The organism is Geobacillus sp. CAMR5420, from assembly GCF_000691465.1.
GTDB classification, from domain to species: Bacteria; Bacillota; Bacilli; order Bacillales; family Anoxybacillaceae; genus Geobacillus; species Geobacillus thermoleovorans.
The window spans coordinates 38,014-62,074 of the sequence record NZ_JHUS01000032.1; the positions used below are offsets into that span (position 1 = coordinate 38,014).

At 53.9% G+C, this 24,061-nt stretch carries 23 protein-coding genes and 1 pseudogene; 18 read left to right on the top strand and 6 right to left on the bottom strand.

Features of this window, described 5'->3' with window-relative positions; genetic code table 11:
- Nucleotides 1-50: 50 nt before the first annotated feature.
- Nucleotides 51-1,046 (bottom strand): acyltransferase family protein, encoded by a 996-nt coding sequence (locus DI44_RS08965; RefSeq protein ID WP_033025249.1) that lies wholly within the window; start codon nt 1,044-1,046, stop codon nt 51-53.
- Between the two features lie 124 nt (nt 1,047-1,170).
- Here DI44_RS08965 and DI44_RS08960 point away from each other — a divergent pair, with 124 nt between their 5' ends.
- The 4 genes from DI44_RS08960 to DI44_RS08945 all read left to right on the top strand — a co-directional run bounded on the left by DI44_RS08960 (nt 1,171) and on the right by DI44_RS08945 (nt 2,534).
- On the top strand, nt 1,171-1,332 hold the full coding sequence (locus DI44_RS08960) for a hypothetical protein (protein WP_227456639.1): 162 nt from the start codon (nt 1,171-1,173) through the stop codon (nt 1,330-1,332).
- Nucleotides 1,333-1,512 carry an H-type small acid-soluble spore protein gene (locus DI44_RS08955; RefSeq protein ID WP_011231010.1) on the top strand — a complete coding sequence of 60 codons (180 nt, stop codon included), beginning with the start codon at nt 1,333-1,335 and terminating at the stop codon, nt 1,510-1,512. It abuts the gene before it with no gap.
- A 108-nt stretch (nt 1,513-1,620) separates the two neighbouring features.
- The gene (locus DI44_RS08950; RefSeq protein ID WP_011231011.1) at nt 1,621-1,791 is read left to right on the top strand and encodes a twin-arginine translocase TatA/TatE family subunit; all 171 of its coding nucleotides are present in this window, start codon (nt 1,621-1,623) and stop codon (nt 1,789-1,791) included.
- 167 nt (nt 1,792-1,958) lie between these two features.
- Nucleotides 1,959-2,534, top strand: coding sequence for a YitT family protein (locus DI44_RS08945; protein ID WP_033025253.1), 576 nt, complete (start codon nt 1,959-1,961; stop codon nt 2,532-2,534).
- 197 nt (nt 2,535-2,731) lie between these two features.
- Here DI44_RS08945 and DI44_RS08940 read toward each other — a convergent pair whose 3' ends face one another.
- Nucleotides 2,732-4,093: a S8 family peptidase gene (locus tag DI44_RS08940; protein ID WP_033025255.1), complete on the bottom strand. Its 1,362-nt coding sequence runs from the start codon at nt 4,091-4,093 to the stop codon at nt 2,732-2,734.
- A gap of 476 nt (nt 4,094-4,569) precedes the next feature.
- Here DI44_RS08940 and DI44_RS08935 point away from each other — a divergent pair.
- Both DI44_RS08935 and DI44_RS19155 read left to right on the top strand, forming a co-directional pair.
- A pseudogene (locus tag DI44_RS08935) lies at nt 4,570-5,295 on the top strand (electron transport protein); the annotation flags it as partial.
- A 102-nt stretch (nt 5,296-5,397) separates the two neighbouring features.
- Nucleotides 5,398-5,538, top strand: coding sequence for a hypothetical protein (locus DI44_RS19155; RefSeq protein ID WP_164977981.1), 141 nt, complete (start codon nt 5,398-5,400; stop codon nt 5,536-5,538).
- 74 nt (nt 5,539-5,612) lie between these two features.
- Here DI44_RS19155 and DI44_RS08930 read toward each other — a convergent pair whose 3' ends face one another.
- Entirely contained in the window at nt 5,613-5,975 is a 363-nt protein-coding gene (locus DI44_RS08930) for a hypothetical protein (protein ID WP_050483832.1), read from the bottom strand.
- A gap of 38 nt (nt 5,976-6,013) precedes the next feature.
- On the bottom strand, nt 6,014-7,117 hold the full coding sequence (locus tag DI44_RS08925) for a sensor histidine kinase (RefSeq protein ID WP_033025317.1): 1,104 nt from the start codon (nt 7,115-7,117) through the stop codon (nt 6,014-6,016).
- A 224-nt stretch (nt 7,118-7,341) separates the two neighbouring features.
- Between DI44_RS08925 and cysK the strand changes: the two genes are divergently transcribed.
- From cysK to DI44_RS08910, 3 genes are all read left to right on the top strand, one after another.
- On the top strand, nt 7,342-8,265 hold the full coding sequence (gene cysK / locus DI44_RS08920) for a cysteine synthase A (protein WP_033025319.1): 924 nt from the start codon (nt 7,342-7,344) through the stop codon (nt 8,263-8,265).
- A gap of 694 nt (nt 8,266-8,959) precedes the next feature.
- Complete coding sequence (locus DI44_RS08915) at nt 8,960-10,093, top strand: AbrB family transcriptional regulator (protein ID WP_033025258.1); 1,134 nt, start codon at nt 8,960-8,962, stop codon at nt 10,091-10,093.
- A gap of 48 nt (nt 10,094-10,141) precedes the next feature.
- Entirely contained in the window at nt 10,142-10,780 is a 639-nt protein-coding gene (locus DI44_RS08910; protein WP_020755708.1) for a Bax inhibitor-1/YccA family protein, read from the top strand.
- Nucleotides 10,781-10,932: 152 nt separating this feature from the next.
- On the opposite strand, the gene DI44_RS08905 is transcribed toward DI44_RS08910, so the two are convergent.
- Nucleotides 10,933-11,736, bottom strand: coding sequence for an ABC transporter permease subunit (locus DI44_RS08905; RefSeq protein ID WP_020755707.1), 804 nt, complete (start codon nt 11,734-11,736; stop codon nt 10,933-10,935).
- Nucleotides 11,733-12,620: an ABC transporter ATP-binding protein gene (locus DI44_RS08900; RefSeq protein WP_020755706.1), complete on the bottom strand. Its 888-nt coding sequence runs from the start codon at nt 12,618-12,620 to the stop codon at nt 11,733-11,735. Before DI44_RS08900 ends, DI44_RS08905 begins: the two co-directional genes overlap by 4 nt.
- A gap of 175 nt (nt 12,621-12,795) precedes the next feature.
- On the opposite strand from DI44_RS08900, the gene DI44_RS08895 reads away from it, so the two are divergent.
- The 9 genes from DI44_RS08895 to DI44_RS08850 all read left to right on the top strand — a co-directional run bounded on the left by DI44_RS08895 (nt 12,796) and on the right by DI44_RS08850 (nt 24,008).
- Nucleotides 12,796-13,383 carry a TetR/AcrR family transcriptional regulator gene (locus DI44_RS08895; protein ID WP_033025259.1) on the top strand — a complete coding sequence of 196 codons (588 nt, stop codon included), beginning with the start codon at nt 12,796-12,798 and terminating at the stop codon, nt 13,381-13,383.
- 63 nt (nt 13,384-13,446) lie between these two features.
- Entirely contained in the window at nt 13,447-14,244 is a 798-nt protein-coding gene (gene hyi, locus DI44_RS08890; protein WP_031213236.1) for a hydroxypyruvate isomerase, read from the top strand.
- Nucleotides 14,241-15,146, top strand: coding sequence for an NAD(P)-dependent oxidoreductase (locus DI44_RS08885; RefSeq protein ID WP_033025260.1), 906 nt, complete (start codon nt 14,241-14,243; stop codon nt 15,144-15,146). Before hyi ends, DI44_RS08885 begins: the two co-directional genes overlap by 4 nt.
- A gap of 244 nt (nt 15,147-15,390) precedes the next feature.
- Nucleotides 15,391-16,713, top strand: coding sequence for an FAD-binding oxidoreductase (locus tag DI44_RS08875; RefSeq protein ID WP_033025261.1), 1,323 nt, complete (start codon nt 15,391-15,393; stop codon nt 16,711-16,713).
- Nucleotides 16,713-18,074: a (Fe-S)-binding protein gene (locus tag DI44_RS08870; RefSeq protein WP_014195676.1), complete on the top strand. Its 1,362-nt coding sequence runs from the start codon at nt 16,713-16,715 to the stop codon at nt 18,072-18,074. The genes DI44_RS08875 and DI44_RS08870 overlap by 1 nt, the downstream gene beginning before the upstream one ends.
- The gene (locus DI44_RS08865; protein WP_013145472.1) at nt 18,071-19,516 is read left to right on the top strand and encodes an FAD-linked oxidase C-terminal domain-containing protein; all 1,446 of its coding nucleotides are present in this window, start codon (nt 18,071-18,073) and stop codon (nt 19,514-19,516) included. The genes DI44_RS08870 and DI44_RS08865 overlap by 4 nt, the downstream gene beginning before the upstream one ends.
- A 107-nt stretch (nt 19,517-19,623) precedes the next feature.
- A complete protein-coding gene (locus tag DI44_RS08860) occupies nt 19,624-21,807 on the top strand; it encodes a malate synthase G (protein ID WP_033025262.1) in 2,184 nt (727 codons plus the stop codon).
- Between the two features lie 188 nt (nt 21,808-21,995).
- Nucleotides 21,996-23,213 carry a malic enzyme-like NAD(P)-binding protein gene (locus DI44_RS08855; protein ID WP_011231030.1) on the top strand — a complete coding sequence of 406 codons (1,218 nt, stop codon included), beginning with the start codon at nt 21,996-21,998 and terminating at the stop codon, nt 23,211-23,213.
- A gap of 6 nt (nt 23,214-23,219) precedes the next feature.
- Nucleotides 23,220-24,008, top strand: a complete 789-nt coding sequence (locus tag DI44_RS08850) for a fumarylacetoacetate hydrolase family protein (protein ID WP_015374715.1) — start codon at nt 23,220-23,222, stop codon at nt 24,006-24,008.
- Nucleotides 24,009-24,061 lie beyond the last annotated feature (53 nt).

Genomic DNA, 24,061 nt, shown 5'->3' on the forward strand with positions numbered 1-24,061 from the left:
ATGGAAAAAGGTGTCCCGTTGATATTTCGGGACACCTTCTTTTTTGACTGCTAGGTCGTTGTCTGCCGCCAGTTCGGCCATCGCCATTCCAACAGCGGCCGCACGAGCCGGACGACCGGCTTGCTTCCAAGGATGAGCATCATGGCAACCGACAGTGCAAGCAGAAGCGGATAGCCGTGCACATCCATAATAAAGTCTGGGAATGGCGTCTCGTGCAAATATTTTAAAATAAACCCGTGCAAGATATAGATGTAAAACGTGCGCGCCCCGAGCACGGAAAAGGAGAAGCGACGGCTCGGGATGAGCGACAGAAAGCCAAACATCATGAGCAGGCTCGCCCCATAAATGGCGAGGCGGCTCGCAATGCCGGCTGATTCCGAGACGCCGAGCGTATCGTACGATTTCGAGCCGTACAGCCAATCTTGCGGCAAATCCGGAAACCCGAAATGGATGACGAAAAACATGCCAACAAGCACGAATAGCGAAACGAGGCGCACTGGGGCGGCAAACAAGCGCTCGATCGCCGACTTTTGAAAGAAAAATCCAAGCAAAAAGAACGGGAAAAACGTGAGCGTCCGCGACAAGCTCAGCCATTTTTCCGCTTCCATCATGCCGCCGGTCAAGCCGAGAAGAAGCGCCATCGGCAATGCGATCCGCTTTGGCAGCCGGCCGAACCATAACAGCAGCACGTTCCAGCTAAACAGGCTGAGCAAAAACCATAAACTCCAATGCGGGGTCAATAAGTCAAGTTCCAGCGACTGTTTGTCATACAGGAAGAAATAGTAGATCGAATACAGCAGCTGGAACAGAACGTACGGGATGAGCAATTTTTTCGTGATTTTTTGCAAGTAGCCGTGCTCATGGAATTTTTTGGCGAAATAGCCGGAAATGAAAATGAACGCTGGCATGTGGAAAAAGAAAATCCACGTATACAAGCTGTGCACCCATAAGACGCCGTCAATGTACGGGCGTAGAAAGTGGCCAAACACGACGAGGAGCATGAGCGCGCATTTCGCGTTGTCAAAATAATAGTCCCGCTCCTTCATAGTGTTTCCTCCTTTCTATACACACCAATTCGAATCATACTCCTTCTTTTTGAGGGAGTCAACGCAGAAACGAAGCGATGGGATGTCCGCTGTCATCAGTTTGCCAAAGAAAGGGGATGATTCGGTGAAAAACGATCGGCACGAAATGGGCGATATGACGCAGTTGCTTGAAATCATCAACGCCAAAGGAGACGAAGGCGAGCTTCATGAGATCGTCTGCAGCGACGAGTTGTTTTGGAAAAGCTTGCGGGCGCAGGCGGAGGACAGTGCGAAAGGAGGGGAGTAGATGGAACTGTTGCGGGCGAAGCGAATGGCTGAAGCTGGGGAGATCGTTCCGGTGATGTATAAAGGGAAACAAGTGGTGATTCAGCACGTCGATGATGAGCGCGAAATGGCTCGCGTTTATTTCACCGATGAGCCGGAACACGAACAAGACGTACCGGTGCGACTGCTTGAGGAACAATGAGAGATGTGCAAATTGTCGCCGTTTTGTCAAGGGAAAGACGATGACACCGTCCGTTCTTCTATGGTATAATGATTCAAGAAACGACGCTTGAACATTGGAGTGACAAACATGAACATCGGCTTTGGAGAAATTGCGCTCATCGTCTTTTTCGCTTTGCTCATTTTCGGACCGAAAAAGCTGCCGGAGTTAGGACAAGCGGCCGGGAAAACGCTGCGCGAATTTAAGAATGCGACAAAAGGCATCATCGACGATGACGAGACGACAAAAGCGCAAAAATAAGAGGTTGGGCATAGAGGCCTGGCCTCTTATTTTTGTATTTCGTCCGTGACTAGCCATTTCCTCCGCGATGCGGCAAAAAAGAGACAAGCTCTGTCAAGGGGCGCTATATACATATATATGGAGGCATGTTGGCTCGTTGGGATAAGCCGTGGCGGAGGGGTTTCGTGATGATCAAAAAAATGGCGGCGGTGATTGTCGGCAGTCTGCTTCTTGGCGTTGGCATCAACGTCTTTTTAGTCCCTCACCATTTGCTTGATGGGGGGATGATCGGGCTCGGGCTGATCGCCAAATACGTGTGGCACGTTCAGGCTGGGTTGACGATGATCGTCTTAAGCGTTCCGCTTTATGCAGCCGCATGGTTTTACTACCGCCCGTTTTTTTACAACAGCTTGCACGGACTTTTATTTTCCTCATGGATGATTGACGTATTGTCCGTTTTGCGCGGCGTGGTGGTGTTGGATTCGCTTTTGAGCGCGGTCATCGGCGGGGTGCTGGTCGGCGCGGGCATCGGCTTGATGCTGCGCGAGGAGACGAGCACAGGCGGGACCGACCTGCTCGCCCAGTTTATCGCTAGATGGACGAACTGGAACGTCGGGATCATCATTTTTGTCATTGACGCCTGCATTATTTCAGCTGGGAGCATGATCATCGACTCAGTGCCGTTTGTCCACTCGCTTGTCGTTGTCACGGTCGTCGGGGCGGTGACGACGATGTTGACGCGCGAAAAAACGATGGGGGTATAGCCCGAATCCCCATCGTTTTTCGTTTCAGCAGATAGGCGCTCCTCTATGGGAATGCGGCACCGAAGGCGCCGTTTCCGGCTGTTTGCTGATTGATGCTGTGGGGGAGTTTTAACATCGTTCGCACAGGAGATGAGAATTTTGTCCGTTTGACCTTTCCCAGCGACGAGTTCCCCAATCATTGGCGGAAGGAGCATCGGTTATCGCTTAGCCAGCTCGAGCGCGCGGTAGACGTTAATCAGCCCATAGCCGTAATACGGATCTTTTCCTCTCTCTCCCAAATCGTCAGCGCTTTCGAGAATAATGTCGCGCACTTCATCGTTCGAAAGCCGCGGGTTGACGGAGCGGATCAAAGCGGCGAGCGCGGTGACGTGCGGCGCGGCCATCGACGTGCCGGAAAGGGCGGCGTACCGGTGGCCGGCAAACGTGCTGGCAATGTTCGTTCCAGGCGCGACGACATCCATATAGTCGCCGTAGTTGGAATAAAGCGCATAGGAAAGATCCGGGTTGACAGCGCCAACACTGATCACTTCTGGATAAGCGGCTGGGAAGCTCGCCTGCGACGTGCTGTCGTTGCCGGAAGCGGCGACAAGCACGACATCATGAGCGTCGGCGTAGCGGATCGCTTCCTCAAGCACCGAGGACGGTTGGTAGTTGCCAAGGCTTAAATTGATGACCTTTGCCCCGTGGTCGACCGCCCAGCGGATTCCTTTCGCTACATCAATGCTCGTTCCATAGCCGTCCGCATTTAATGCTTTGACGGCCATGATCGGGTTGAACCATGTTATGCCGGCGACTCCTTCGCCGTTGTTCGGCTGTGAGGCGATAATGCCAGCGACATGGGTGCCATGGCCGTTTTCGTCATTCGGAGAGCGGTCGTCGGCCAATACGTTATATCCGGGCAGAAGGCGGCGGGTTAAATCGGGATGGGTCAAATCGACTCCGCTGTCGATGATGGCGACAGGCACATTCCGCTTGCCGCGCGACAGCGTCCAGCCGTCTTCGGTATGAATGGCCGGCAAGTTCCACTGGTAGCGGGCGTAAAACGAATCGTTCGGCACCGGCGCCGGCTTGTTCCACTCATTTTGCATGTAAATGTAGTGCGGTTCGCAATAATCAACCGTTGGAAGAGAGCGGAAATAGCGGCGCATTTCCTCATACGTTTGCTCGCGCGAGCGGAATACAAACACGTGGTCGACCTGCTTGATGAACTGGCCGGCGATGGCTGCCTCCATTTGTTGAAGACGGCTTTCCGATGGCAATGCCCGAAAGCGGACCACGATCTCATTGGCGAAATAATGGCTTCGGTCACCGCGGCGATTATGGAGGATTTCCCGAATGCGCGGGTGCTTGTTCAACTGCTGTTTCAGCTGCTCGCCTGCGCTTAAGCTGTCTAAGGCGACAACGGTTGGATGGGTGGGTGCGACCTCGGCGTCAAACGGCTTCAGCCGCGGTGGAGCCGGGGCGTTTTCTTCTGGAGCCGGTCGCCCCAAGACGGCTGCGGCAACGAGTAGAGCAACAACCGCGCTGGCCGCGGCCCATATTCGGTATCGGCGTTTCACGCTGTTCACCTCCTTTGTTGTTAGGATGGGCGATTGACGGACAAATCATGAAAAATGGGATTCACCTTTTGCCATGGTGAAATCCCATTTTCTTCTTCAGCGGCCGACCGATTGCATACAGATGCAATTTGAAGTTTTCACATTTGCGGCTTTTGCCGAGCATTTGATCGACTGTCGGGAGACCGAACAACGCCGCTTTCAGCCTCATGTATGGGTCTAGGAAGCGGGTGGTTGTTCAGTCTTCCGCCACGCCAAGGCGTGACGGGGGCAAGCCTGTGGCTTGCCCTCGACAGTCGAAAAATAGATAAGCGGCTTTTCTGTCCAAGATATGTTAAACGTTTTGATTGCATCTAGTGTGCTAAGCGTTACTGTTCTCCTTCTCTTAGCCGCCGGCGCCGTTCTTCTTTTGCGCCGGGGCGAGTATGCGTTTGTGCCGGATGGGAGCGATATTGCGCCGTATGAAGCGAGCAAACAGAGATGGGTTGATCGTCAGCGAGCCGGGTTATCGGTTCAATGAGCAAAACAATGCCGTGGCCGCTTGGCAAAATACGCTCAATCCTCCGCCGCCAAATGAACGGATCAGCGAGGAGCGGGCGGCGAGAGGAAGAGAGGTGTTTGTCCGCGCCGGCTGCATCCGCTGCCATGCCGGGGCGTATTTGACGAACAACCGCGTCGTGGCGGCGAATGTCATCGGCACGGAACCGTCGCGGGCGAAAGCACTGAAAAAGACAGAAAAAGTGTTCGGAGAGGCCGTGTTGTACGCTCCGGATACGCCGGTCCCGATCCCAAAGGGGGCGAAAGTATTGAACGTGCCGACGAACCGTTTAGATCCAAAACAACTCAGGCTTGCCTTCGCCCACGGTGATTCGCCGGGCGGGTATAAAGTGCCGAGCCTCATCGGCCTGGCGTGGAGTGCGCCGTATTTGCACGACGGCGGCGTGGCGGTTGGGCCGAACGGTGAGCTCGGGCTTTCGGGCACCGTTCAAAAAGGCATCGCCCCTGATGCGCGCAACAGTCTGCGGGCGCTGATCGACCGGACGTGGCGCGGCCGCGTCATTGCCGCGAATGCCGCCGTTCCAGCTCTAAAGTCGGTGCATGTGACCGGCGCCGGGCACCGGTATTGGATCGACCATCAAGCCGGGTTTACGAAGGAAGAGCAAGAGGCGGTATTGGACTATTTGTTGTCGCTCACGTCGCACTGATCGCATCGAGCGTCGTTTATTCTGTGCTCATGCCGCTGGGAATAGTTCCCTTGCAACGCTGTTATAAGACGGCTCACACTAATAGGCAAGGGAGGGAAAGCGATGAGCGAAACATGTTTTTACTGTCAGTGCGAGTGCGATGACAAGGTGCATTACGTATCGTTCCATACGAATGGCGAAGAACACGAAGAAACGCTTTGTCCGGAATGTTACCAAGAATGGCTGCAGGGCATGAAAGGTTGACCTTTCTTCCTGCTTTCATTTCGCTCGGAAGCGGGGCTTTTTCGCGAAATGATGATGAAAAAACCGCACCGTGGTCAAACTGGTGCGGTTTTTTGGGACAGCGGCGGAGTGGCGATGATGTCCGCCAAATCGCCGTCTTCGTCATAGGCGCGGTAGACAGCGGCTTTCGTACGCGGAGCATGGACCGATAAAAAGAGAATGCGCTCCTTGCCTTCACGGGCGACTTTCGTTTCCATTTTCAATGACACTCCGTTTATCGTGAGCGAGTAGAACCGGTACGTCAAGCCAAGCCATGTGCGTTCTTGTCGAACGGTATCCGGATGATGGCGGATGAACGCAGCGAGCTCGGCGAACGAATGCATCTCCCGCTCGAGCCATTCGCGGATGGCACTTGCCGCCTGCTCCAACCAGCCTTTCCAAAACGTTTTCATCGGCATCACCTTTTTTCATCCATCATGCCCATTTCCGCTGTTCATTATGCAGGGAGGCGGATGGAAAACGTCGTCATGTCTTCATCGGATAAACAGCGGATATCTCCGCCATGGTCTTCAATCACTTTTTTGCAAATGTACAGGCCGATGCCGGTTCCGAGTTTTTTTGTCGTAAAAAACGGCTCGAAAATCGTTTCCACAATGTCGGCCGGAATGGACGGACCGTTGTTGGCGATTTCGATGATGATGCTTCCGTCTTGGCAACGGGCGGCGATGTTGATCCGCCGCGGTTTTTCCCTCTCTTTCACCGCTTCGATCGAGTTGAGCAAAATGTTTACCAGCACCTGGCGCAGCTGATCTTTATAGGCAAATATATGTATGGATTCATCGATCGCCACCGAAAGGTCGACATCGCTGTCGACGATCGTGGCGTATAAAAACTCGATAATTTCCTCCAACAACTGGTGAAGTGAAAACGTTTCCTTTTCGCTTTCAACAATTTCTTTGCGTGAGGCATGCAAAAATTGCGAAATGCGAAATTTCAGCTGCTGCAACTCATGGTCGATAATGTCTAAATAAGGAAGATGCGGATGCTCAAACTTCAATAATTGAATAAAACCAATAATAGCCGTAAGCGGATTGCGAAACTCATGGACAAAACTCGATGACATTTGTCCGAGCAGCGTCAGCCGGTCTTGATGCGATCTGGCAATGAGCGCGTTTTTTTCATGCAGTTCTTTTTCTTTTAACTCATTGTATTTTGTGATGACATGAAACAGAAATTGGTCAAACAGCTCGTTCAAATGGTCGATGAGCGGGGACAGCTCGTCGACCGACAGCGGCGCGGCGAGCGCGTGGTTGATGACGAGCCGCCTCCCAAGGTTGACGTTGTAGACGAGAGCTCCGATGCCGACATTCATTTCCGCACGTTCTTTCGCGATTTTGTTGGCTAACCGTTCGACCGTCTCGCTAGATAGCGACCGCAACAGCGCTTCTTTGACCAGCTCAAACACTGCTAAGCCGTTTTGTTCGACATGATCGATGTATTTGTCATCGTCGGCAATTTTCATATGTTGCCGCCAATACGCGAGAAAGTTCGGCAAATGGGCTTCTAAATGGGTGACGAGCTGCTGTGCCGCAGATGCCAAAAAAGCCACCTCGCTTTCCATCGTTTATTTTTTATTATAAGGGGGAATATCGGACTAGAACAGAGGAAAAATCGCAATCGATCCGGCTAAATGAACGTCCTTTTGCGAAAAGCGATCCAAAAACGCCTGGTGCTGCGGACCGGACAGACTGTTTGAATGAAAAAGGAAAAATCATTTATAATGAATGGGACGAACAAATATTTTGCAAAAGGTTGGGGACGATCGTGAAATTGTATGACTCGATTTTAGATTTGATCGGCGGCACGCCGATTGTCAAGTTGCGCCGCCTTCCTGATCCAAACGGGGCAGAGGTATACATAAAGCTCGAATCGTTCAACCCAGGCGGAAGCGTCAAAGATCGGCCCGCTTGGGAAATGATCCGACGCGCGGAGGCGGAAGGGAAAATTACACCGGGAAAAAGCACGATCATCGAACCGACGTCCGGCAACACCGGCATCGGCCTGGCCATGGTGTGCGCCGCCAGGGGATATCGCTGCATCATTACGATGCCCGACAATGCGACGGTCGAACGGGTGAAAATTTTAAAGGCGTACGGAGCCAAAGTCTATTTGACGCCGGCGGAGAAGCGGATGCAAGGGGCGATCGATGAGGCAAACCGGCTTGCTAGCGAAATCCCTGACAGCTTTATTCCGATGCAGTTTGAAAATCCGGCCAATCCGGATGCACACCGGCATACAACAGCGGTGGAAATTTATGAAGCATTTGATGGACGGCTCGATGCGTTCGTGTTAACCGCCGGCACCGGCGGGACGGTGACCGGAACAGGGGAGGAGCTGAAAAAACGCATCCCGAATTTGCGCATTTACGTCGTTGAACCGTACGGTTCGCCTGTGTTGTCGGGCGGCAAGCCGGGGCCGCACAAAATTCCCGGCACGGGTCCGGGGTTTATCCCGAAAATTTTAAATCGCTCGATTTATGATGACATTTTTTTGATCAAAGATGAGGATGCCCAACAGATGGCGCGCGAACTGGCGGCGAAGGAAGGCATTTTGGTCGGCGCTTCGGCCGCTGCCAGTGCCTATTACGCCATCAAAGTGGCGAAACAGCTCCCCAAAGGCGCCCGCGTCCTTTGCATGGCGCCCGATTCCGGCGAGCGGTATTTGTCATCCGATTTATTCGCTGATTAAGCGGACGTCGATCGACGAAAAAAGCGAGGATTTCTTGCCTTTCATTGGGAAGTGAAGCATTCCTCTCTGCAAAACAAAGAGGAATGCTTTTGTTTGATCGTTTGCCGGTGTGGAGAACAAAAAAACCGACCGGTCGTTCTTGATGAAGGATGACAATCGGCTTTCTTTCTTTTTCCTCGGAGCATGCTTTGAGCGCCTCAGCGGGGAGTGCGGTGAATCGTTGCTGTTCTTTTGGTAGATAGAACGAGCGCAGCGTTGCGTCATGGTCGGAATGATAAAAACAGAGACGGATTTCATGAACCATTTCGAATTCCTCCATTTTTAACATCTTTCCGAAAGAAGTCTCCCACTTCGAAACGAAGTGAAAGTGGGAGATGAATTTCAGTAAAACCGTGGGGCACACGGGGATCGCTCGGTCAACTTCCCATCATGAGATGGGATTACCCGAGAAGCCCCCACCTCTAAGTGAAGCGTAGGTGGTGGGAGTATGTCACTGAATCAGACAATATTATATCAATGATCCTTTTTGTTTTTCCATCTTTTTCTTCTTGTTTGCACGGTCTCATCGCTGTGTGTATTGACGATGTATTGACTATGGACGGCTGAAGGCTTTCGCTATGTGCATGAGGGAGAGAAAACAGAGAATGGTTTATTCGGTGAAAGTCGTTGCGAAAGGAAGAGAGAAGGTGTTCGCTTGGCCTCGAAAAGACAAGAGAAGTGGAACAACATGGCGCGCATTGCGTTGACGCTGGTGATCGCGGCGCTCGGCGGCTTCATTTTCGCCTTGTTTGGCGTTCCGCTCCATTGGATGCTCGGTCCAGCAGCTGCGTTGCTTTTGGTTGGTCGTTTTTTGAAGGGAAAGTTGTATTGGCCGGTCGGCATTCGCAACGCTGCGCTTATTCCGATCGGCTATACGCTAGGGGCATCGATGACGGCAGGAACGCTTGTGGAGATGGGCCGGCAATTGCCGGTGATGTTGCTGGCGACGGTGTTGATTTTGCTGTTTAGCTTCCTTGTTTCTTGCCTTGTCGCGAGATGGACAAAGATTCCGCTCCGTTCAGTCGTCACCGGCAGCATCCCCGGCGGATTGTCGCAAATGCTTGTGTTGGGCGAAGAGCTCGACGGTGTCGATGCCACGATTGTCACGTTTTTTCAAGTCATGCGCCTGATGGGCGTTGTATTTCTCGTTCCCCTCATCGCCTTAAGCCCGTTCTTTTCCGGCGGCGCTGAGGCAGGGACGGGCGCAGAAAGCGGACAAGAGGCGCATTGGAGCGTTGGTCTTGTTTGGCTGTATGTGATCGTCACAGTCGCCAGCGCGATCATCGGAAGACGCATCAAACTGCCGACTGCCTATTTGCTCGGCCCGATCATCGGAACAGCGGCTCTGGTCATGGCCGGGGCGCCGGCGCCGCCTTTGCCTGCTCCTTTGTTGGATATCGCGCAAATCGCGATGGGGGCTTACCTAGGCGTCATGCTGAAACCGGCCCGCATCGCGGAAAAAGGAAGAGCGGTGCTGGCCGCGATGGCCACCGGCCTTGCGCTCATTTTGTTTTCCATGGCTTCCGCATTTGTCTTAACGGTTTTGCATGGCGTGCCGTATTTGACAGCGTTCATCGCTTTGGCGCCGGGGGGTATGGATCAAATGGGGATTTTGGCGCGGGAAGCGCATGCCGATCTTGCTGTTGTGACAAGTTATCAAATGTTCCGCATTTTTTTCATTTTGCTTGTCGTTCCGCCGGTGCTGAAAAAATGGTTTGCCGCCCGCTGGTTTCGATCGATTGAACGATGGGTCATGCCGTCTGCGTCAATCCAAAAGAAAGGGCTGTGACAAGAAACAAATATATGCTAAACTAGAAAGAAAAAGGAGGGGGTTGCCATGAACCATTCGACCGTTTATCGTCCGCACAGCCCGGTGGCGAAGTTGGCGGTTTCCTTTTTAGCGGCGCTGGCTGTTGCGACCGCAGGGCTGTATGCCGGGCAATGGGTGCCGGCCGGGATGTACTTGCCGCTCTATGGCTTGGAACTCATTTTGCTTTTGGTGATGATCTTCGCCCGCAGCAAAAAAGCGGTCGGCTATCCGCTCATGTTTGCGTTTATGTTTGTCTCGGGGGCGACGCTCTATCCGCTCATCGGCTATTACTTGTCCGTCATCGGCGCAGCGGCGGTGTTCAAAGCGTTTGCGCTGGCCGTCGTCTCGTTTTCCGGCGTTGCCATTTACGCGGCGAGAACGAAAGAAGATTTTTCGTTCCTCGGCGGGTTTTTGATGCTTGGCGCGTTTGCGCTTCTTGGCTTGCTGATCATCCAATGGTTCATCCCATTCTCAAGCGTCGGGCAAATGGGCATCGCCGCTTTGGGGATTTTGATTTTCCTTGGCTTTACGATTTACGACATCAACCGTTTGGCCCGCTATGGCTTTACGGAAGCGGATATCCCGATGATTGTCGTCAATATTTACCTTGATTTCATCAATTTGTTTGTCTACATTTTGCGTTTTTTCGCCAGCGATGAGGATTGAGCGCCAAAAAGGGGCTGACCCAAAAGGCCGTCTGTCTTTAAGATAGGCACAACATATAGTGTTAAAGAAGCGGTCAGCACGCATATATGGAGGCGGAAGAGGGCGTCCCCATCCTTTTGGGACACCCTCTTTTTCCATGACGGTGGCATTGATCAAAGCGGCAAGTCGCGTTTGGAAAAGAAACTGATCCCCACCGTGTAGCCGAGGGCGCCGATCGCCAATAACAACAGGGAGACAGGGAGCCATTCGGCTTGGCCTTGGGCGATTTTTCCGGGTTCGAAGGCGGCAAAGATTGACCCATACCGAAGCCATTCCGCTTTCTCAGCCAGCTTGCCGATAAGGTCCAAGCTGTAAGACAGAACGGTGACCCCGCCAGATAAAGAAAGCGCCCGCTTTTCGTCGCTGGCTATGGCGGAGAAGAAAAACGAATAGCCGCTGATGGCGAAAAAGAGAAGGAACCCAATCGCATTCATGATCAGGAACCGCTCTGCATCGAGAGCATCATCGGCAACGAACCACGCGTCGGCGGCAAAACCAGCTGCGGTTGTCAAGATGACGATGGCCGCTAATCCCGTGAGCAGTACGAGCGCTTGGGTGAAGGCGATCGTTCGCCGCGAATTCGGCGTCGCAAGCAAATAGGCCATCCAACCACGGTCAATGGGCCGCGCCATCAGTTGATTGGCGGCGGTGATGCAATAAATCGAGCCGATTAAAATAAACAGCAGCCCGTAATACTCCCCGGCGATGAATTCGAGCAGGTTGCCCATGCCGGTGATGTTGAACACTTTCAGAAGCTCATCCGGCAGCTGTTGAAGATAGTGATTGATGGCTTTGGAATCGGCCAACGATGGATAGACGCCGGCGATCAGCGCGATATAAAAGGCTGATCCGACCGAATAGCTGATGATCGTTTTGGCCTGCGCTTTGACCATATGTTTATATAATGCGGCATTCATCGTTCGTCCCCCCGGCGATCATAGTAATGCAGAAAAATATCTTCTAAGCTTTGTGTGCGGAGATCGATACTTTGCACTTGGTATTGAGCCAGCTCGCGAATGAAGGCATCGTAGTTTCCTTGCACGGCGATGCAGACTCGGCGGCCGGCATGGTGGACGACCTCGAGCGGCGAGGCGAGCAGTTTCGCGACATCCTCTTCGCGGGACAACATGACGTCAAACAGCTTTCGCTGCATCGATTGCAGTTCATGAATGTCATTGACGGCCATCAGGCGGCCGTCTTTCATGATGGCTACTCGATCGCACGTCCGCTCGATTTCAGGAAAGATGTGTGAAGACAAAAAGATCGTTTTCCCTTTTTGCTTTTCTTCACGAATAAGATCGATGAACGTTTGTTGCATGAGCGGGTCAAGGCCGGATGTCGGTTCATCGAGAATGATCACCTCGGGATCATGCATGAGCGCAGCGACAAGGCCGACTTTTTGCTTTGTTCCCTTGGACATTTTCCGGAGCGGAAGTCGGACATCCAACTGCAGCCGTTCAATCAGCTCATCACGGTAGCGGGTCGAGTTCATTCGCCGCATCCCAGCCAGCAAGTCGAGCAGTTCCATCCCGGTCATTCCGTCGGGAAAGGCGATTTCACCGGGCAAATAGCCGATTGACGCCTGCACTTTTACGGACTCTTGCCAACAGTCGACCCCTTTGATGGCGGCGCGGCCTTTCGTCGGCTTCAGAAATCCAAGCAAGTGCCGGATCGTCGTGGACTTTCCCGCGCCGTTCGGCCCTAAAAATCCGAACACTTCCCCTTCATGGACGGTTAAGGTGACATCAAAAATCCCCCTGCCGTTCGGAAAGACTTTGGTTAACTGTTGTAGTTCGATCATGGCATGACCTCCCCTAGAGCTGATTTTTTGAAATATTTATGTTTAAATATTTCATTTTTATTATACGTCATTGTTTGGTGGTTCATCAATGAATTTTGTAATTTGTTTTTATTTATATTTCATTATAGTTAGAAGTAGAATAGATAAAGAAAAACAGAGTGGAAGGTGGTGCTGGATGAACGGCTTTGCTAGGCGGACAGAACAAAAAAAGCAGGCGATCAAGCAGGCGGTGCTGGAGCTGCTCCAAAAAATAAGGGACCCGCGCGAGGTGACGATCCAAGAGATCGCGAAACAGGCCCATGTATCGCCGGTGACAATCTACAATTATTTCGGAAGCAAGGAAAATCTCATCCGCGAAACGCTCCTCGATGACGTGGTCCGGCAAGTGGATGAATACGAGGCGTTTTTGAAACAAGCGGGATCGTTTGAGGAAAAGGTGAAGCATACGATTTTCCAAGAGGTGAAATTGTTTAAAGAAGGTTGGGCAGATGTGATGCTGCGCTGGATGCAGGAGGATGAAGAATTTCGCCGTTCGATCGAGCTGCTAAATGAAACGCGGGTGCTGCCGCTGGTGGTGGACATGATTCGCGAAGCCCAGAAAAAAGGGGAAGTTGACCCGCGTTTATCTATCGAGGCGTTGTTGCTTTACTTGAACGGATGGCGGGAGCTGTCGGAAAAAATTCCGGCTTCCCTGTATAATGAGCGGTTGGTCGAAGACATGGTGCGGCTGTTTTTTTACGGCATGAAAGGTGAAACGCGGTGAGGCAGGAATCGGCAAAGGGTGGGGCGAATAAAAGAAAGAAATGGAGAAGAAAGGGGCCTCATGATGAAGTTTGCCGTCAATGTTTCGACGATTTTCACGGAAGCGCCGTTTCTCGCCCGGTTTGCCAAGGCGAAGCAGCACGGGTTTTCGCACGTTGAATGCCAGTTTCCGTACTCGGTGGCTCCTGAGGCGATTGCTGATGAACTCGAGCAGCTTGAGCTGTCGCTTGTTTTGCTGAATTTGCCCGCTGGCGATTGGGAAAAGGGGGAGCGCGGGCTCGCCATTTTTTCTGACCGTCATGATGAATTCCGGCGTGCACTGGAGGAAGGAGTGCGTTATGCGCTCGCGCTCGGTGTGCCGAATCTTCATTGCATGGCCGGAGTGTTGCCAAGGGACTTGCCGCGCGAGCGGGCGAAGGAGACGTATATGCGCCGCATTGACGAAGCGGCTGCAACGCTTGCTGTTCATGGTTTGACGCTGACGATTGAACCGATCAATCCGTTCGATATGCCCGGCTACTTTTTAACCGATATTGAGGAAGCGGCCGCGATCATCCGCGATCTCGGCCGGACGAATGTGAAATTGCAATATGACGTCTATCATATGGCTCGGCTCGGACGCAATGTGACAGCGACGTTTGCCGACTACGCACCGCTCATCGCGCATGTGCAATTCGCTGATGCCCCCGGGCGGCATGAGCCGGGGACGGGAGAGCTTCCGTATCGCGAGATTTTCGCATTTTTGCAAGAGCACGGCTACAATGGAGCGATTGGACTTGAGTACATTCCATCAGGGAAAAGCAGCGAAAGTTTTGTCTGGTATGATGAATACCGCGGAATGAAAGGGGGAGGCGGACGATGACACGCGTCGGCTTTATCGGATTGGGCGTGATGGGCTCGCGCATGGCTAGACGGCTGCTTGAAGCGGGATTCAATGTTACGGTGTACAACCGTACGACAGAAAAAGCGGTTCCGCTTGTCAACCTTGGCGCCCGACAGGCGGCGACAGTGGCAGAGCTGGCTGGTGAGGCGGATATCATTTGCACGTGCTTATCGATGCCGGATGATGTCATCGAGGTGTATACAGGTGAAGGCGGCGTCCTTAGCGCGGCCCGTCCGGGGACGATTTGCCTTGATTTTACAACCGTCGGTCCGAAAACAAGTCGGTTTGTCGCTCGGCGCGCCGATGAGCACGGCGTCGCCTATTTGGACGCACCGGTAAGCGGCGGGCCGGAAGGGGCGGAGCAAGGGGCGCTGACGATCATGGTCGGCGGGGCGAAAGAAGCATGGGAGCGGGTGCGCCCGTTGCTTCGGGTGTTAGGAAAAACGGTTGAATATTTAGGAGAAAGCGGCGCCGGCAGCGCGGCGAAAGTGATCAATCAGTACTTGGTTGCTGTCCATTCCGTCGCCGCGGCGGAAGCGATGGTCGCTGGCGTCGCTTATGGGCTTGATGCCGGGAAGCTGTATCGGCTGTTAAAAGAAAGCTACGGAGACAGCCGGATGCTGCGCCGCCATATGGAGCAGTTCGTGCTGCCGCGTCAATTCACTCCTGGCGGGGCGGTGAAGTATGTGCACAAGGACGTGCGCCTGGCGAACGAGTTGATGGACGAGATCGGCCTTGGCCACCGTCTTGGCATGCAGGCGGAAAAAGCGTTTGCCGCAGCGATCGCCGCAGGCCTTGCCGACTTGGATATGGCCGCGGTCATTCAGCCGCTCGAGCAGCAGGTCGGGGTGGTGGTAAAAGAGACAGAATGGACAAAATGATCGTCAAATTCAAAAAATTCGTTGAAAAAATGGAGGAGCGATGGTTTAATAGAAGTAGCAGGGAGGGTTGGCTCCAAAGGTTGTTTTGCGCTAAATCACTTGTATATATGACGGTGATCAGAAAAGGTGTCCTGATTCTTTTGGGACACCCTCCGCCTGATAAAGAAAACGGTTCGAGCGGTTCGCTTTTTTTTACAGATAAAAAGAAACGATGTTTCTTATTACGAAACGAAGGAGGGCGCTCATGCTTTCATTGACATGGATTGAGGAGCTGCAGGCGTTTTTGCATCCAGAACAGATCAAACGGAATGAATCGTTCCATCCCCTCGGCAATGATGGGGCGGTGGCCGTCTATCCGCGAGCAGAGGAAGAAATCGCTGCGGTGCTCCGCTATGCCGACCGCCATGGCAAAAAAGTCGTCATCGCTGGACGCGGCACAAAACGGGGATTTGGCGGGCATCGGGAACAGGCGGACATCTTGCTGTCGTTGGAACACTATGCCGGCATTGTCGAACATGCGGCCGCCGATATGACGGTCACTGTCAAAGCCGGAACGGTGTTTGGTGATTTGCAGCGCGCGCTCGCTCCGCATCGACAAAAGGTCGCCTTAGATCCGTTTTGGCCGGAGGAAGCGACGATCGGCGGAGTGATTGCGGCCAACGACAGCGGACCGAAGCGTCTCGGCTACGGGTCGGCGCGCGATTCCGTCATCGGGATGCGCATCGTGTACCCAGATGGGACGATCATCCGTTCAGGCGGCAAAGTCGTGAAAAACGTCGCCGGCTACGATATGAATAAGTTGTTCATTGGGGCGATGGGGACGCTCGGGGTGCTGAGCGAGATTACGCTCAAGCTCCGGCCGCTGCCAAAATATGAAAGTGTTGTTTTATTGTCATTTCCAACCGGCGATGTTCATGATATTCGCTCGTTTGCGGTTTCCTTCCTTGATACGATGATGGAGCCGGTTTGCTTTGAACTGCTTAACCCGGCGCTTTCCGAGCGGCTGACGGGACGGCCGGTTTATACGCTTGTGATCGGGTTTGAAGATGTGGAAAACGCCGTCCATTACCAAGAACAATGGGTGGAACGGCTGCGGCCGAAAATGGCGGAAATGTCCATTTTAGCTGCTGAGGAGGCTTCCGCCTTTTGGCAGGCGTTTTATACAGCGGCGCCGAACGGGCGCCTGGCGTTGGCGAAAAACGGCGTGGAAGCGGCGGTGAAAATCGGCGTCGTCAACTTGGATGTGCTCGCTGTCTTGCGGGAAAGCGTTCTCATCGCTGATCGCTGCCACGTCCGTCTTGAGGCGCACGGCGGATTGGGCCACGGGCTTTGTCAGGCGTATGTACATGGGAGTGAAGAAGGAGTGTTGGCGGCAATAGAGGAGCTGCGTCAGGCAGCGGTTCGCCTGGGCGGCTACGCGATTGTGAAACATTTGCCGCTTTCGCTGCGCCAGCGCGTCGACGTCTGGGGCGGAAAGCCGTCGTACTTTTTCCTGCTCGAAGGCATTAAGCGAAAAATCGATCCGAACAAAACGGTCAACGATCAACGCTTTATTGGGGGGATTTAATGATGAGCACGATGACCAATGAGCGGGCGGACAGCCCGGCGTGTGCGACCGCGAGTCTTGGAAACTATCGTTTTCACGATTTGCCGGACCCGAGCAAGTGGGCTGATTGCGTTCATTGCGGCATGTGTTTAGAATCATGCCCGACGTACGAACAGACGGGTGAAGAACAGCACTCTCCGCGCGGCCGCGTTCATTTGATGAAGTCGGTCGGCGAAGGGAAGCTTGAGTTGACGCCTGATTTGCTCGATCCGATTTTTACGTGCTTGGATTGCCGTGCATGCACGACGGCTTGCCCGGCCGATGTCGATGTCGGTGGGCTCATTGAACAAGTGCGCGGCCAGCTCCGCCAGGCGGTTCCGCTCACCGGTTGGAAGGCGCTTGTCAGCGACGTTTTCTTAAAAGGCATTTTTCCGCATCCGTCGCGCCTCGATTGGCTCGGCCGCCTGCTGAAATGGTACCAAAAAAGCGGCTTGCAGACGGTGGCGCGCAAAACCGGACTGCTGCGTGTCATGCCCGATCACTTGGCTGAGATGGAGGCGATTTTGCCAGCGGTCGGTACGCCGGTTCGGAGAAAGTATAAACATCAGCCGCTCATTAAGGCGAAGGGGGAAACAAAGCGAACCGTCGCGATTTTGACCGGATGCGTCATGGATGTTATGTTTAGTGATATTAACGAAGCGACGATCCGTGTATTGACCCATAACGGCAACGATGTCGTCATCGTCCCGAACCAGACGTGCTGCGGGGCGCTTCACGTTCACGCCGGCGACCGCGAAACCGGCCGGAAGCTCGCCAAGCAAAATATTGAGGCGTTTCAACATGTCGACCATGTCATCGTTAACGCCGCCGGCTGCGGCTGCATGTTGAAAGAATATCCGGAACTGTTCCGCCATGACCCGGAATGGCATGAAAAGGCGGAGCAATTTGCCGCCAAAGTTGAGGATGTGTCCAAATTTTTGCATGACACGGGCTTCAAACCACCGAAAGCGGAATTGAACGTGCGCCTCACCTACCATGATGCGTGCCATTTGGCCCATGGCCAGGGCATCCGCCAAGAGCCGCGCGCTTTGATTGAAAGCATTCCGGGGGTGGAAATGGTCGCCATGCCAAACGCCGATCGTTGCTGCGGCAGCGCCGGCATTTACAACCTCACCCATCCGGAGATGGCACAAGCGGTGCTTGAGAGCAAAATGCAACACGTGCCGCAAGAGGTGGAGCTGATCTCGATGGGCAATCCAGGTTGCATGCTGCAAATGGCGCTTGGCGTCATGAAACATGGACGAAACCAAAAAATCGTCCATACGGTGCAGCTGCTCGATTGGGCGTACCAAAAAGAAGAAGGGAAGGACGTGCGCATATGAGAAAACGGCCGATTGCAACGAACGACCCGCACATCCAAGCGCTCGCCCGCATCGTTGGGGAACAGGCGATTTTATACCGGAAAGAAGATTTAATGGCGTATGACTGCGACGGCTTCACCGTCCACCGCCATTTGCCAAGGGCGGTTGTATTTCCAAACAGCACGGAGCAAGTGGCGGCGGTCGTCAAATACTGCCATGAGCATGATCTTCCGTTTCTCGCCCGCGGCGCCGGCACGGGGTTAAGCGGCGGGGCGATTCCGCTAAACGGCGAAGTCGTCATCAGCCTAACGCGGATGAAGCGGCTGTTGCACGTCGATCTCGAAAACCGGCGCGCCGTCGTCGAGCCGGGGTTTGTCAACTTGAAGTTGACGAACTCGGTCGCCCACCGCGGCTATTACTATGCGCCCGACCCGTCAAGCCAATATTGCTGCACGATCGGCGGCAACGTCGCTGAAAACGCTGGCGGCGCCCACTGCTTAAAATACGGAGTGACGACGAACCATATTTTAGGGCTTGAAGTCGTCTTGCCGAACGGCGAAGTGATTGAAATCGGCGGAAACGGCGTTCCCGATCCGCCAGGCTACGATTTGCTCGGGCTGCTGACCGGGTCGGAAGGGACGCTTGGCATCGTGACAAAAATCACCGTCCGTTTGTTGAAAAATCCCGAGGCCAAACAGACGGTGCTCGCCTATTTTGACGAAGTGGAAGATGCGAGCCAGACCGTTTCTGACATCATTTCCGCTGGAATCGTGCCGGCGGCGCTCGAGATGATGGACCAAACGGCCATCGAGGCGGTCGAAGCGGCCGCGTTTCCGGTCGGGCATCCGAAAGACATCGCCGCGCTGTTGCTCATTGAAGTGGATGGCATTTCCGCCGGGATCGACGAACAAATCAACGATATTTTAACGATTTGCCGCCGCCATCATGTGCGCGAAGTGAAAGTCGCCCAGTCAGAGGAAGAACGGGCCCGCTGGTGGGCGAACCGGAAAACCGGCTTTGGCGCCATGGGGGCGATTTCGCCTGACTATTTAGTGCAAGATGGCGTCATTCCGCGCAGCCGTCTGCCGGAAGTGCTGCGGGAAATCGCCGATATCAGCCGCAAGTATGGACTGAGAATCGCAAACATTTTCCACGCCGGCGACGGCAATTTGCACCCGCTTGTGCTGTTTGATGCGAGCAAGCCTGGGGAGACGGAGCGGGCGCTTGCCGCCGGAAGCGAATGCCTCAAGGCGTGCGCGGCGGTCGGCGGATCAATTACAGGGGAACATGGCGTTGGCATTGAGAAAAAAGAAGAGATGCGCTTCATTTTCACTGATGAGGAAATTTTGGCGCAAACGGCAATCCGCGACGTGTTTAACCCGAAAAACTTGCTCAACGCCGGCAAGCTGTTCCCGACGCCGGGGCGTTGTGTAGAGACAAAGACGCCGTCGACAGTGAAATGAAAATTTTTTGAAAACGATTGCCAGTCATTTCGTTTCATGGTATCATCTTTTTAGAGAAATTGAGAAACGATGTTTCGTAATAAGAAACAAGAGAGGGGAAGAGAATAATGGGCGAATACGTACAAAAAGGGAACATCCAAGTCGCCAAAGTGTTGTACGACTTTGTCAACGAGGAGCTTCTGCCGAACAGCGGGTTGGATCAAGACAAGTTTTGGAGCGATTTCGGCGCGCTCATTTCCGACTTGACGCCGCGCAACAAAGAATTGCTCGCCCGCCGCGACGAAATTCAAGAAAAATTGAATGAGTGGCATAAAGCGCATCGCGGCCGCTTTGATTTTAACGAATATAAAGCATTTTTGACAGACATCGGCTATTTGGAGCCGGAAGTCGAGGACTTTGAGATTACGACCGACAATGTCGATGATGAAATTGCCGTGCAAGCCGGGCCGCAGCTCGTCGTTCCGTTGACGAACGCCCGCTATGCATTAAACGCTGCCAACGCCCGTTGGGGCAGCCTGTACGACGCGCTGTACGGCACCGATGCCATCAGCGAAGAAGACGGCGCCGAGCGCGGTTCGTCGTACAACCCGGTGCGCGGGGCGAAAGTCATCGCCTACGGGCGGCAGTTTTTAGATGAAGCGGTGCCGCTGGCGCAATATTCCCATAAAGACGCTGTCCAGTACGCCATTGTTGATGGCCAGCTTGTCGTGACGACAGAAGGCGGGGCGACGACGGGGCTGAAAGAGCCGGAAAAATTCGTCGGCTTCCAAGGCGACCCGCAACATCCGACAGCGGTGTTGCTGAAGAACAATGGCCTTCACATTGAAATTCAAATCGACCGCGAGCATGCGGTCGGAAAAACGGATCAAGCCGGGGTCAAAGACATTGTCCTAGAAGCGGCCGTGACAACGATCATGGACGGTGAAGATTCGGTGGCGGCCGTTGACGCCGAAGACAAAGTGCTCGTTTACCGCAACTTGTTTGGTCTCGTTAAAGGCGATTTGACAGCGACATTTGAGAAAAACGGCAAAATCATGACGCGCTCCCTGAACCCGGATCGCGTATACAAAACGCCGGATGGCGGGGAGCTCGTGCTGCCGGGCCGTTCGCTCATGTTCGTGCGCAACGTCGGGCACTTAATGACGAACAACGCGATCTTGCATGCGAATGGCGAGGAAGTGCATGAAGGGATCATGGACGCCGTCATTACAAGCTTGATTATGAAACATTCGCTCATCGGCAATACACGCTACTTGAATTCGCGCAAAGGTTCCATCTACATCGTCAAGCCGAAAATGCACGGATCGGCGGAAGTGGCGTTTGCCAACGAGCTGTTTGACCGTGTCGAAGATATGCTCGGCCTTGAGCGGAATACGATTAAAATCGGCGTGATGGACGAGGAGCGCCGCACGTCGCTCAACTTGAAAAACTGCATCTACCAAGTGCGCGACCGCATCATTTTTATCAACACCGGCTTCCTCGACCGGACCGGAGACGAAATTCATACGTCGATGGAAGCGGGGCCGATGCTGCGCAAAAACGAGATGAAATCATCGACTTGGCTGCAGGCGTATGAAAAATCGAACGTCGCCGTTGGGCTTGCCGCCGGCTTCCGCGGCCGGGCGCAAATCGGCAAAGGAATGTGGGCGATGCCGGATTTGATGGCAGAAATGCTGAAGCAAAAAGGAGCGCAGCTCGAAGCAGGCGCCAATACGGCATGGGTGCCGTCGCCGACAGCGGCCACGCTCCATGCGCTTCATTACCATCAAGTGAACGTCTCCGCTGTGCAAAGCGAACTGGCGAACGATCGGAACGATTATCGCGACGACATGTTGCAAATCCCGGTCGTTGACCATCCGCAATGGACAGCGGAAGAGATTCAAGAAGAGCTCGACAACAACTGCCAAAGCATTTTAGGCTATGTCGTCCGCTGGATCGACCAAGGGATCGGCTGCTCGAAAGTGCCGGACATTCACAACGTCGGACTGATGGAAGACCGGGCGACGCTTCGCATCTCGAGCCAAATTCTCGCCAACTGGCTCCATCATGGCATTTGCACGAAAGAGCAAGTGCTTGAGACGCTCAAGCGGATGGCGAAAGTCGTCGACGAACAAAACGCCGGCGATCCGAACTATCGTCCGATGGCGCCGAATTACGATGATTCGGTGGCGTTCCAAGCGGCGTGCGATCTCATTTTCCGCGGCTATGAACAGCCAAACGGCTATACCGAGCCGATTTTGCACCGCCGCCGTCAAGAAGCAAAAGCGAAATTTGCCGCCATTCAGCAATAAACGCCAAAAGTTGTATAAGGAACAAGGGATGGATGACCTTGTTCCTTCCTATCTATTATGATCAGAAAATTAAGAAAATAAATGGAGAAAGGAGGCAGCTCCTAGTTACTATTGGCCGGTTGTCAAACGCAAAGCAGCACAAAAGGCGGTACAAGGGGATGGGGAAGGCTAGTAGCTAGGGATCAGTGATGGAACATTTGCGAGAACGAGCGTTGCTTGTCCATCGGCAGGCAAGAGGAAAGCTGTCAGTTGAAGTGAAAGTGCCGGTCGTGAATGCCAATGATTTAAGTCTCATTTATTCGCCGGGAGTGGCTGAACCGTGCAAAGAAATTTACGTCGACCAAGACGAAATGTACAACTATACAGTGAAGGGAAATTTTGTCGCCGTCGTCTCGAATGGCACGGCGGTGCTTGGGCTTGGCAACATTGGCGCGCGGGCGGCGCTTCCGGTCATGGAAGGGAAAGCCGCCTTGTTCAAAGCGTTCGCCGGGATCGATGCCGTGCCGCTTTGCCTCGATACTGAAGATCCGGAACAAATCATTCAAACGGTCAAGTTGCTGGAACCGGCGTTTGGGGGCATCAATTTGGAAGATATCGCCGCCCCCGCCTGCTTTGTCATTGAAGAGCGTCTTCGCCAAGAGATGGCGATCCCGGTGTTTCATGATGATCAGCATGGCACGGCGATTGTCGTGGCCGCTGGGCTGACGAACGCCTTGAAAGTGGTTGGCAAACAGCTTGCCGATTGCCGGGTTGTCATCAACGGCGCCGGCGCTGCCGGGGTGGCGATCGCCAAATTGCTGCTGTCGATCGGAGTCGGCGAACTGATCGTTTGCGACACAAAAGGAGCGATTTATGAAGGGCGCTCGCATGGGATGAACGCTATCAAGGAAGAAATCGCCCGGCAAACGAATCACCGCCGTATCTCCGGGACGCTTGCGGACGTCATTCAAGGCGCGGATGTGTTTATCGGTGTCTCGGTTGCTGGGGCGTTGACGCCGGCGATGGTTCGGACGATGAACCGCGGGGCGGTCGTATTCGCCTTGGCCAATCCGGTGCCTGAGATCATGCCGGATGAGGCAAAAGCCGCCGGCGCCGCCGTGGTCGCGACCGGCCGGTCGGATTTGCCGAACCAAGTGAACAACGTGTTGGCATTCCCTGGCATTTTCCGCGGCGCGCTCGATGTGCGGGCGACGCAAATTAATGAGGCGATGAAAATTGCCGCTGCCGAAGCCATCGCCGGGCTCATCCAGCCGGAAGAGCTGACGGAAGAGTATGTCATCCCGAACCCGTTTGACCGGCGCGTCGTCGAGGCCGTCGCTTCCGCCGTCGCCCGTGCCGCCATGGAGACCGGGGTGGCTCGAGTCAAGGAAAAAGTTGAGGAACAAAATCGTGTCAGAGAGGGGTAGCCATCGATGAAATTTGCCCGTTTTTTCGCTGATGGCGCGATTCGCGCCGGTGTGGTGAACGGTGAAGTGATCCGCGAAATCGAAGGAAATATGTTCACCGCTTGGGATTATACGGGAAACGTATTTCGCTATGATCGCGTTTCGCTCGTGGCGCCGCTTGCGCCGCGCCATGTGATCGGCATTGGCGCCAACTATGTGGCCTCCAGTGAACAGCTGCCGGTGGAACTGCCAGATATTCCTGTCTTTTTCTTTAAACCATCCTCGTCGGTCGTCGGGCCGGAAGCGGAGGTGGTCATTCCGAGCGGGGTTGGTGAAGTGAAATTTGAATCCGAGCTGGCGGTTGTGATCGGCAAAGAGGCAAAACAGGTGAGCGAAGAAGACGTGTGGTCGTATATTTTCGGCTATACGGTCGCCAACGATGTCACCGCGCCGCAGTTTTTCCACCCGGACGGCCATTGGACGATCGGAAAATCGTTCGATACGTTTACACCGCTCGGCCCGGTCATTGAAACAGAGCTCGATCCTCGGGCTGTATCGGTGAAAGCGCGGGTCAATGGTGAAGAAAAGCAGAACAGCTCGACCAAGCTGATGATCATTTCCATCAGCAAAATGATTTCGTATTTGTCTCATGTCATGACGCTGCAACCGGGCGACGTCATTTTGACGGGAAGCCCGGTCGGCGCCGAGCTTGTCGGCCCGGGGACGGTCATTGAATGCGATGTGGACGGCATCGGCACGCTCCGCAATACGTTCGTCGCCGCCAAAGCGCCAGCCGTTTCCATCCGACGTTCATAACGAACCTGCGGCATCTCTGGGCCAAACAAGGCATCAGGCGCGTCCTGACGGTG

Coding starts and splice junctions, on each gene's coding strand:
- DI44_RS08965 (WP_033025249.1), bottom strand. CDS start 1,046: ATGAAGGAGCGGGACTATTATTTTGACAACGCGAAATGCGCGCTCATG.
- DI44_RS08955 (WP_011231010.1), top strand. CDS start 1,333: ATGGAACTGTTGCGGGCGAAGCGAATGGCTGAAGCTGGGGAGATCGTT.
- DI44_RS08950 (WP_011231011.1), top strand. CDS start 1,621: ATGAACATCGGCTTTGGAGAAATTGCGCTCATCGTCTTTTTCGCTTTG.
- DI44_RS08945 (WP_033025253.1), top strand. CDS start 1,959: ATGATCAAAAAAATGGCGGCGGTGATTGTCGGCAGTCTGCTTCTTGGC.
- DI44_RS19155 (WP_164977981.1), top strand. CDS start 5,398: ATGAGCGAAACATGTTTTTACTGTCAGTGCGAGTGCGATGACAAGGTG.
- DI44_RS08930 (WP_050483832.1), bottom strand. CDS start 5,975: ATGCCGATGAAAACGTTTTGGAAAGGCTGGTTGGAGCAGGCGGCAAGT.
- DI44_RS08910 (WP_020755708.1), top strand. CDS start 10,142: ATGAACCATTCGACCGTTTATCGTCCGCACAGCCCGGTGGCGAAGTTG.
- DI44_RS08905 (WP_020755707.1), bottom strand. CDS start 11,736: ATGAATGCCGCATTATATAAACATATGGTCAAAGCGCAGGCCAAAACG.
- DI44_RS08900 (WP_020755706.1), bottom strand. CDS start 12,620: ATGATCGAACTACAACAGTTAACCAAAGTCTTTCCGAACGGCAGGGGG.
- DI44_RS08895 (WP_033025259.1), top strand. CDS start 12,796: ATGAACGGCTTTGCTAGGCGGACAGAACAAAAAAAGCAGGCGATCAAG.
- hyi (WP_031213236.1), top strand. CDS start 13,447: ATGAAGTTTGCCGTCAATGTTTCGACGATTTTCACGGAAGCGCCGTTT.
- DI44_RS08885 (WP_033025260.1), top strand. CDS start 14,241: ATGACACGCGTCGGCTTTATCGGATTGGGCGTGATGGGCTCGCGCATG.
- DI44_RS08875 (WP_033025261.1), top strand. CDS start 15,391: ATGCTTTCATTGACATGGATTGAGGAGCTGCAGGCGTTTTTGCATCCA.
- DI44_RS08870 (WP_014195676.1), top strand. CDS start 16,713: ATGATGAGCACGATGACCAATGAGCGGGCGGACAGCCCGGCGTGTGCG.
- DI44_RS08865 (WP_013145472.1), top strand. CDS start 18,071: ATGAGAAAACGGCCGATTGCAACGAACGACCCGCACATCCAAGCGCTC.
- DI44_RS08860 (WP_033025262.1), top strand. CDS start 19,624: ATGGGCGAATACGTACAAAAAGGGAACATCCAAGTCGCCAAAGTGTTG.
- DI44_RS08855 (WP_011231030.1), top strand. CDS start 21,996: ATGGAACATTTGCGAGAACGAGCGTTGCTTGTCCATCGGCAGGCAAGA.
- DI44_RS08850 (WP_015374715.1), top strand. CDS start 23,220: ATGAAATTTGCCCGTTTTTTCGCTGATGGCGCGATTCGCGCCGGTGTG.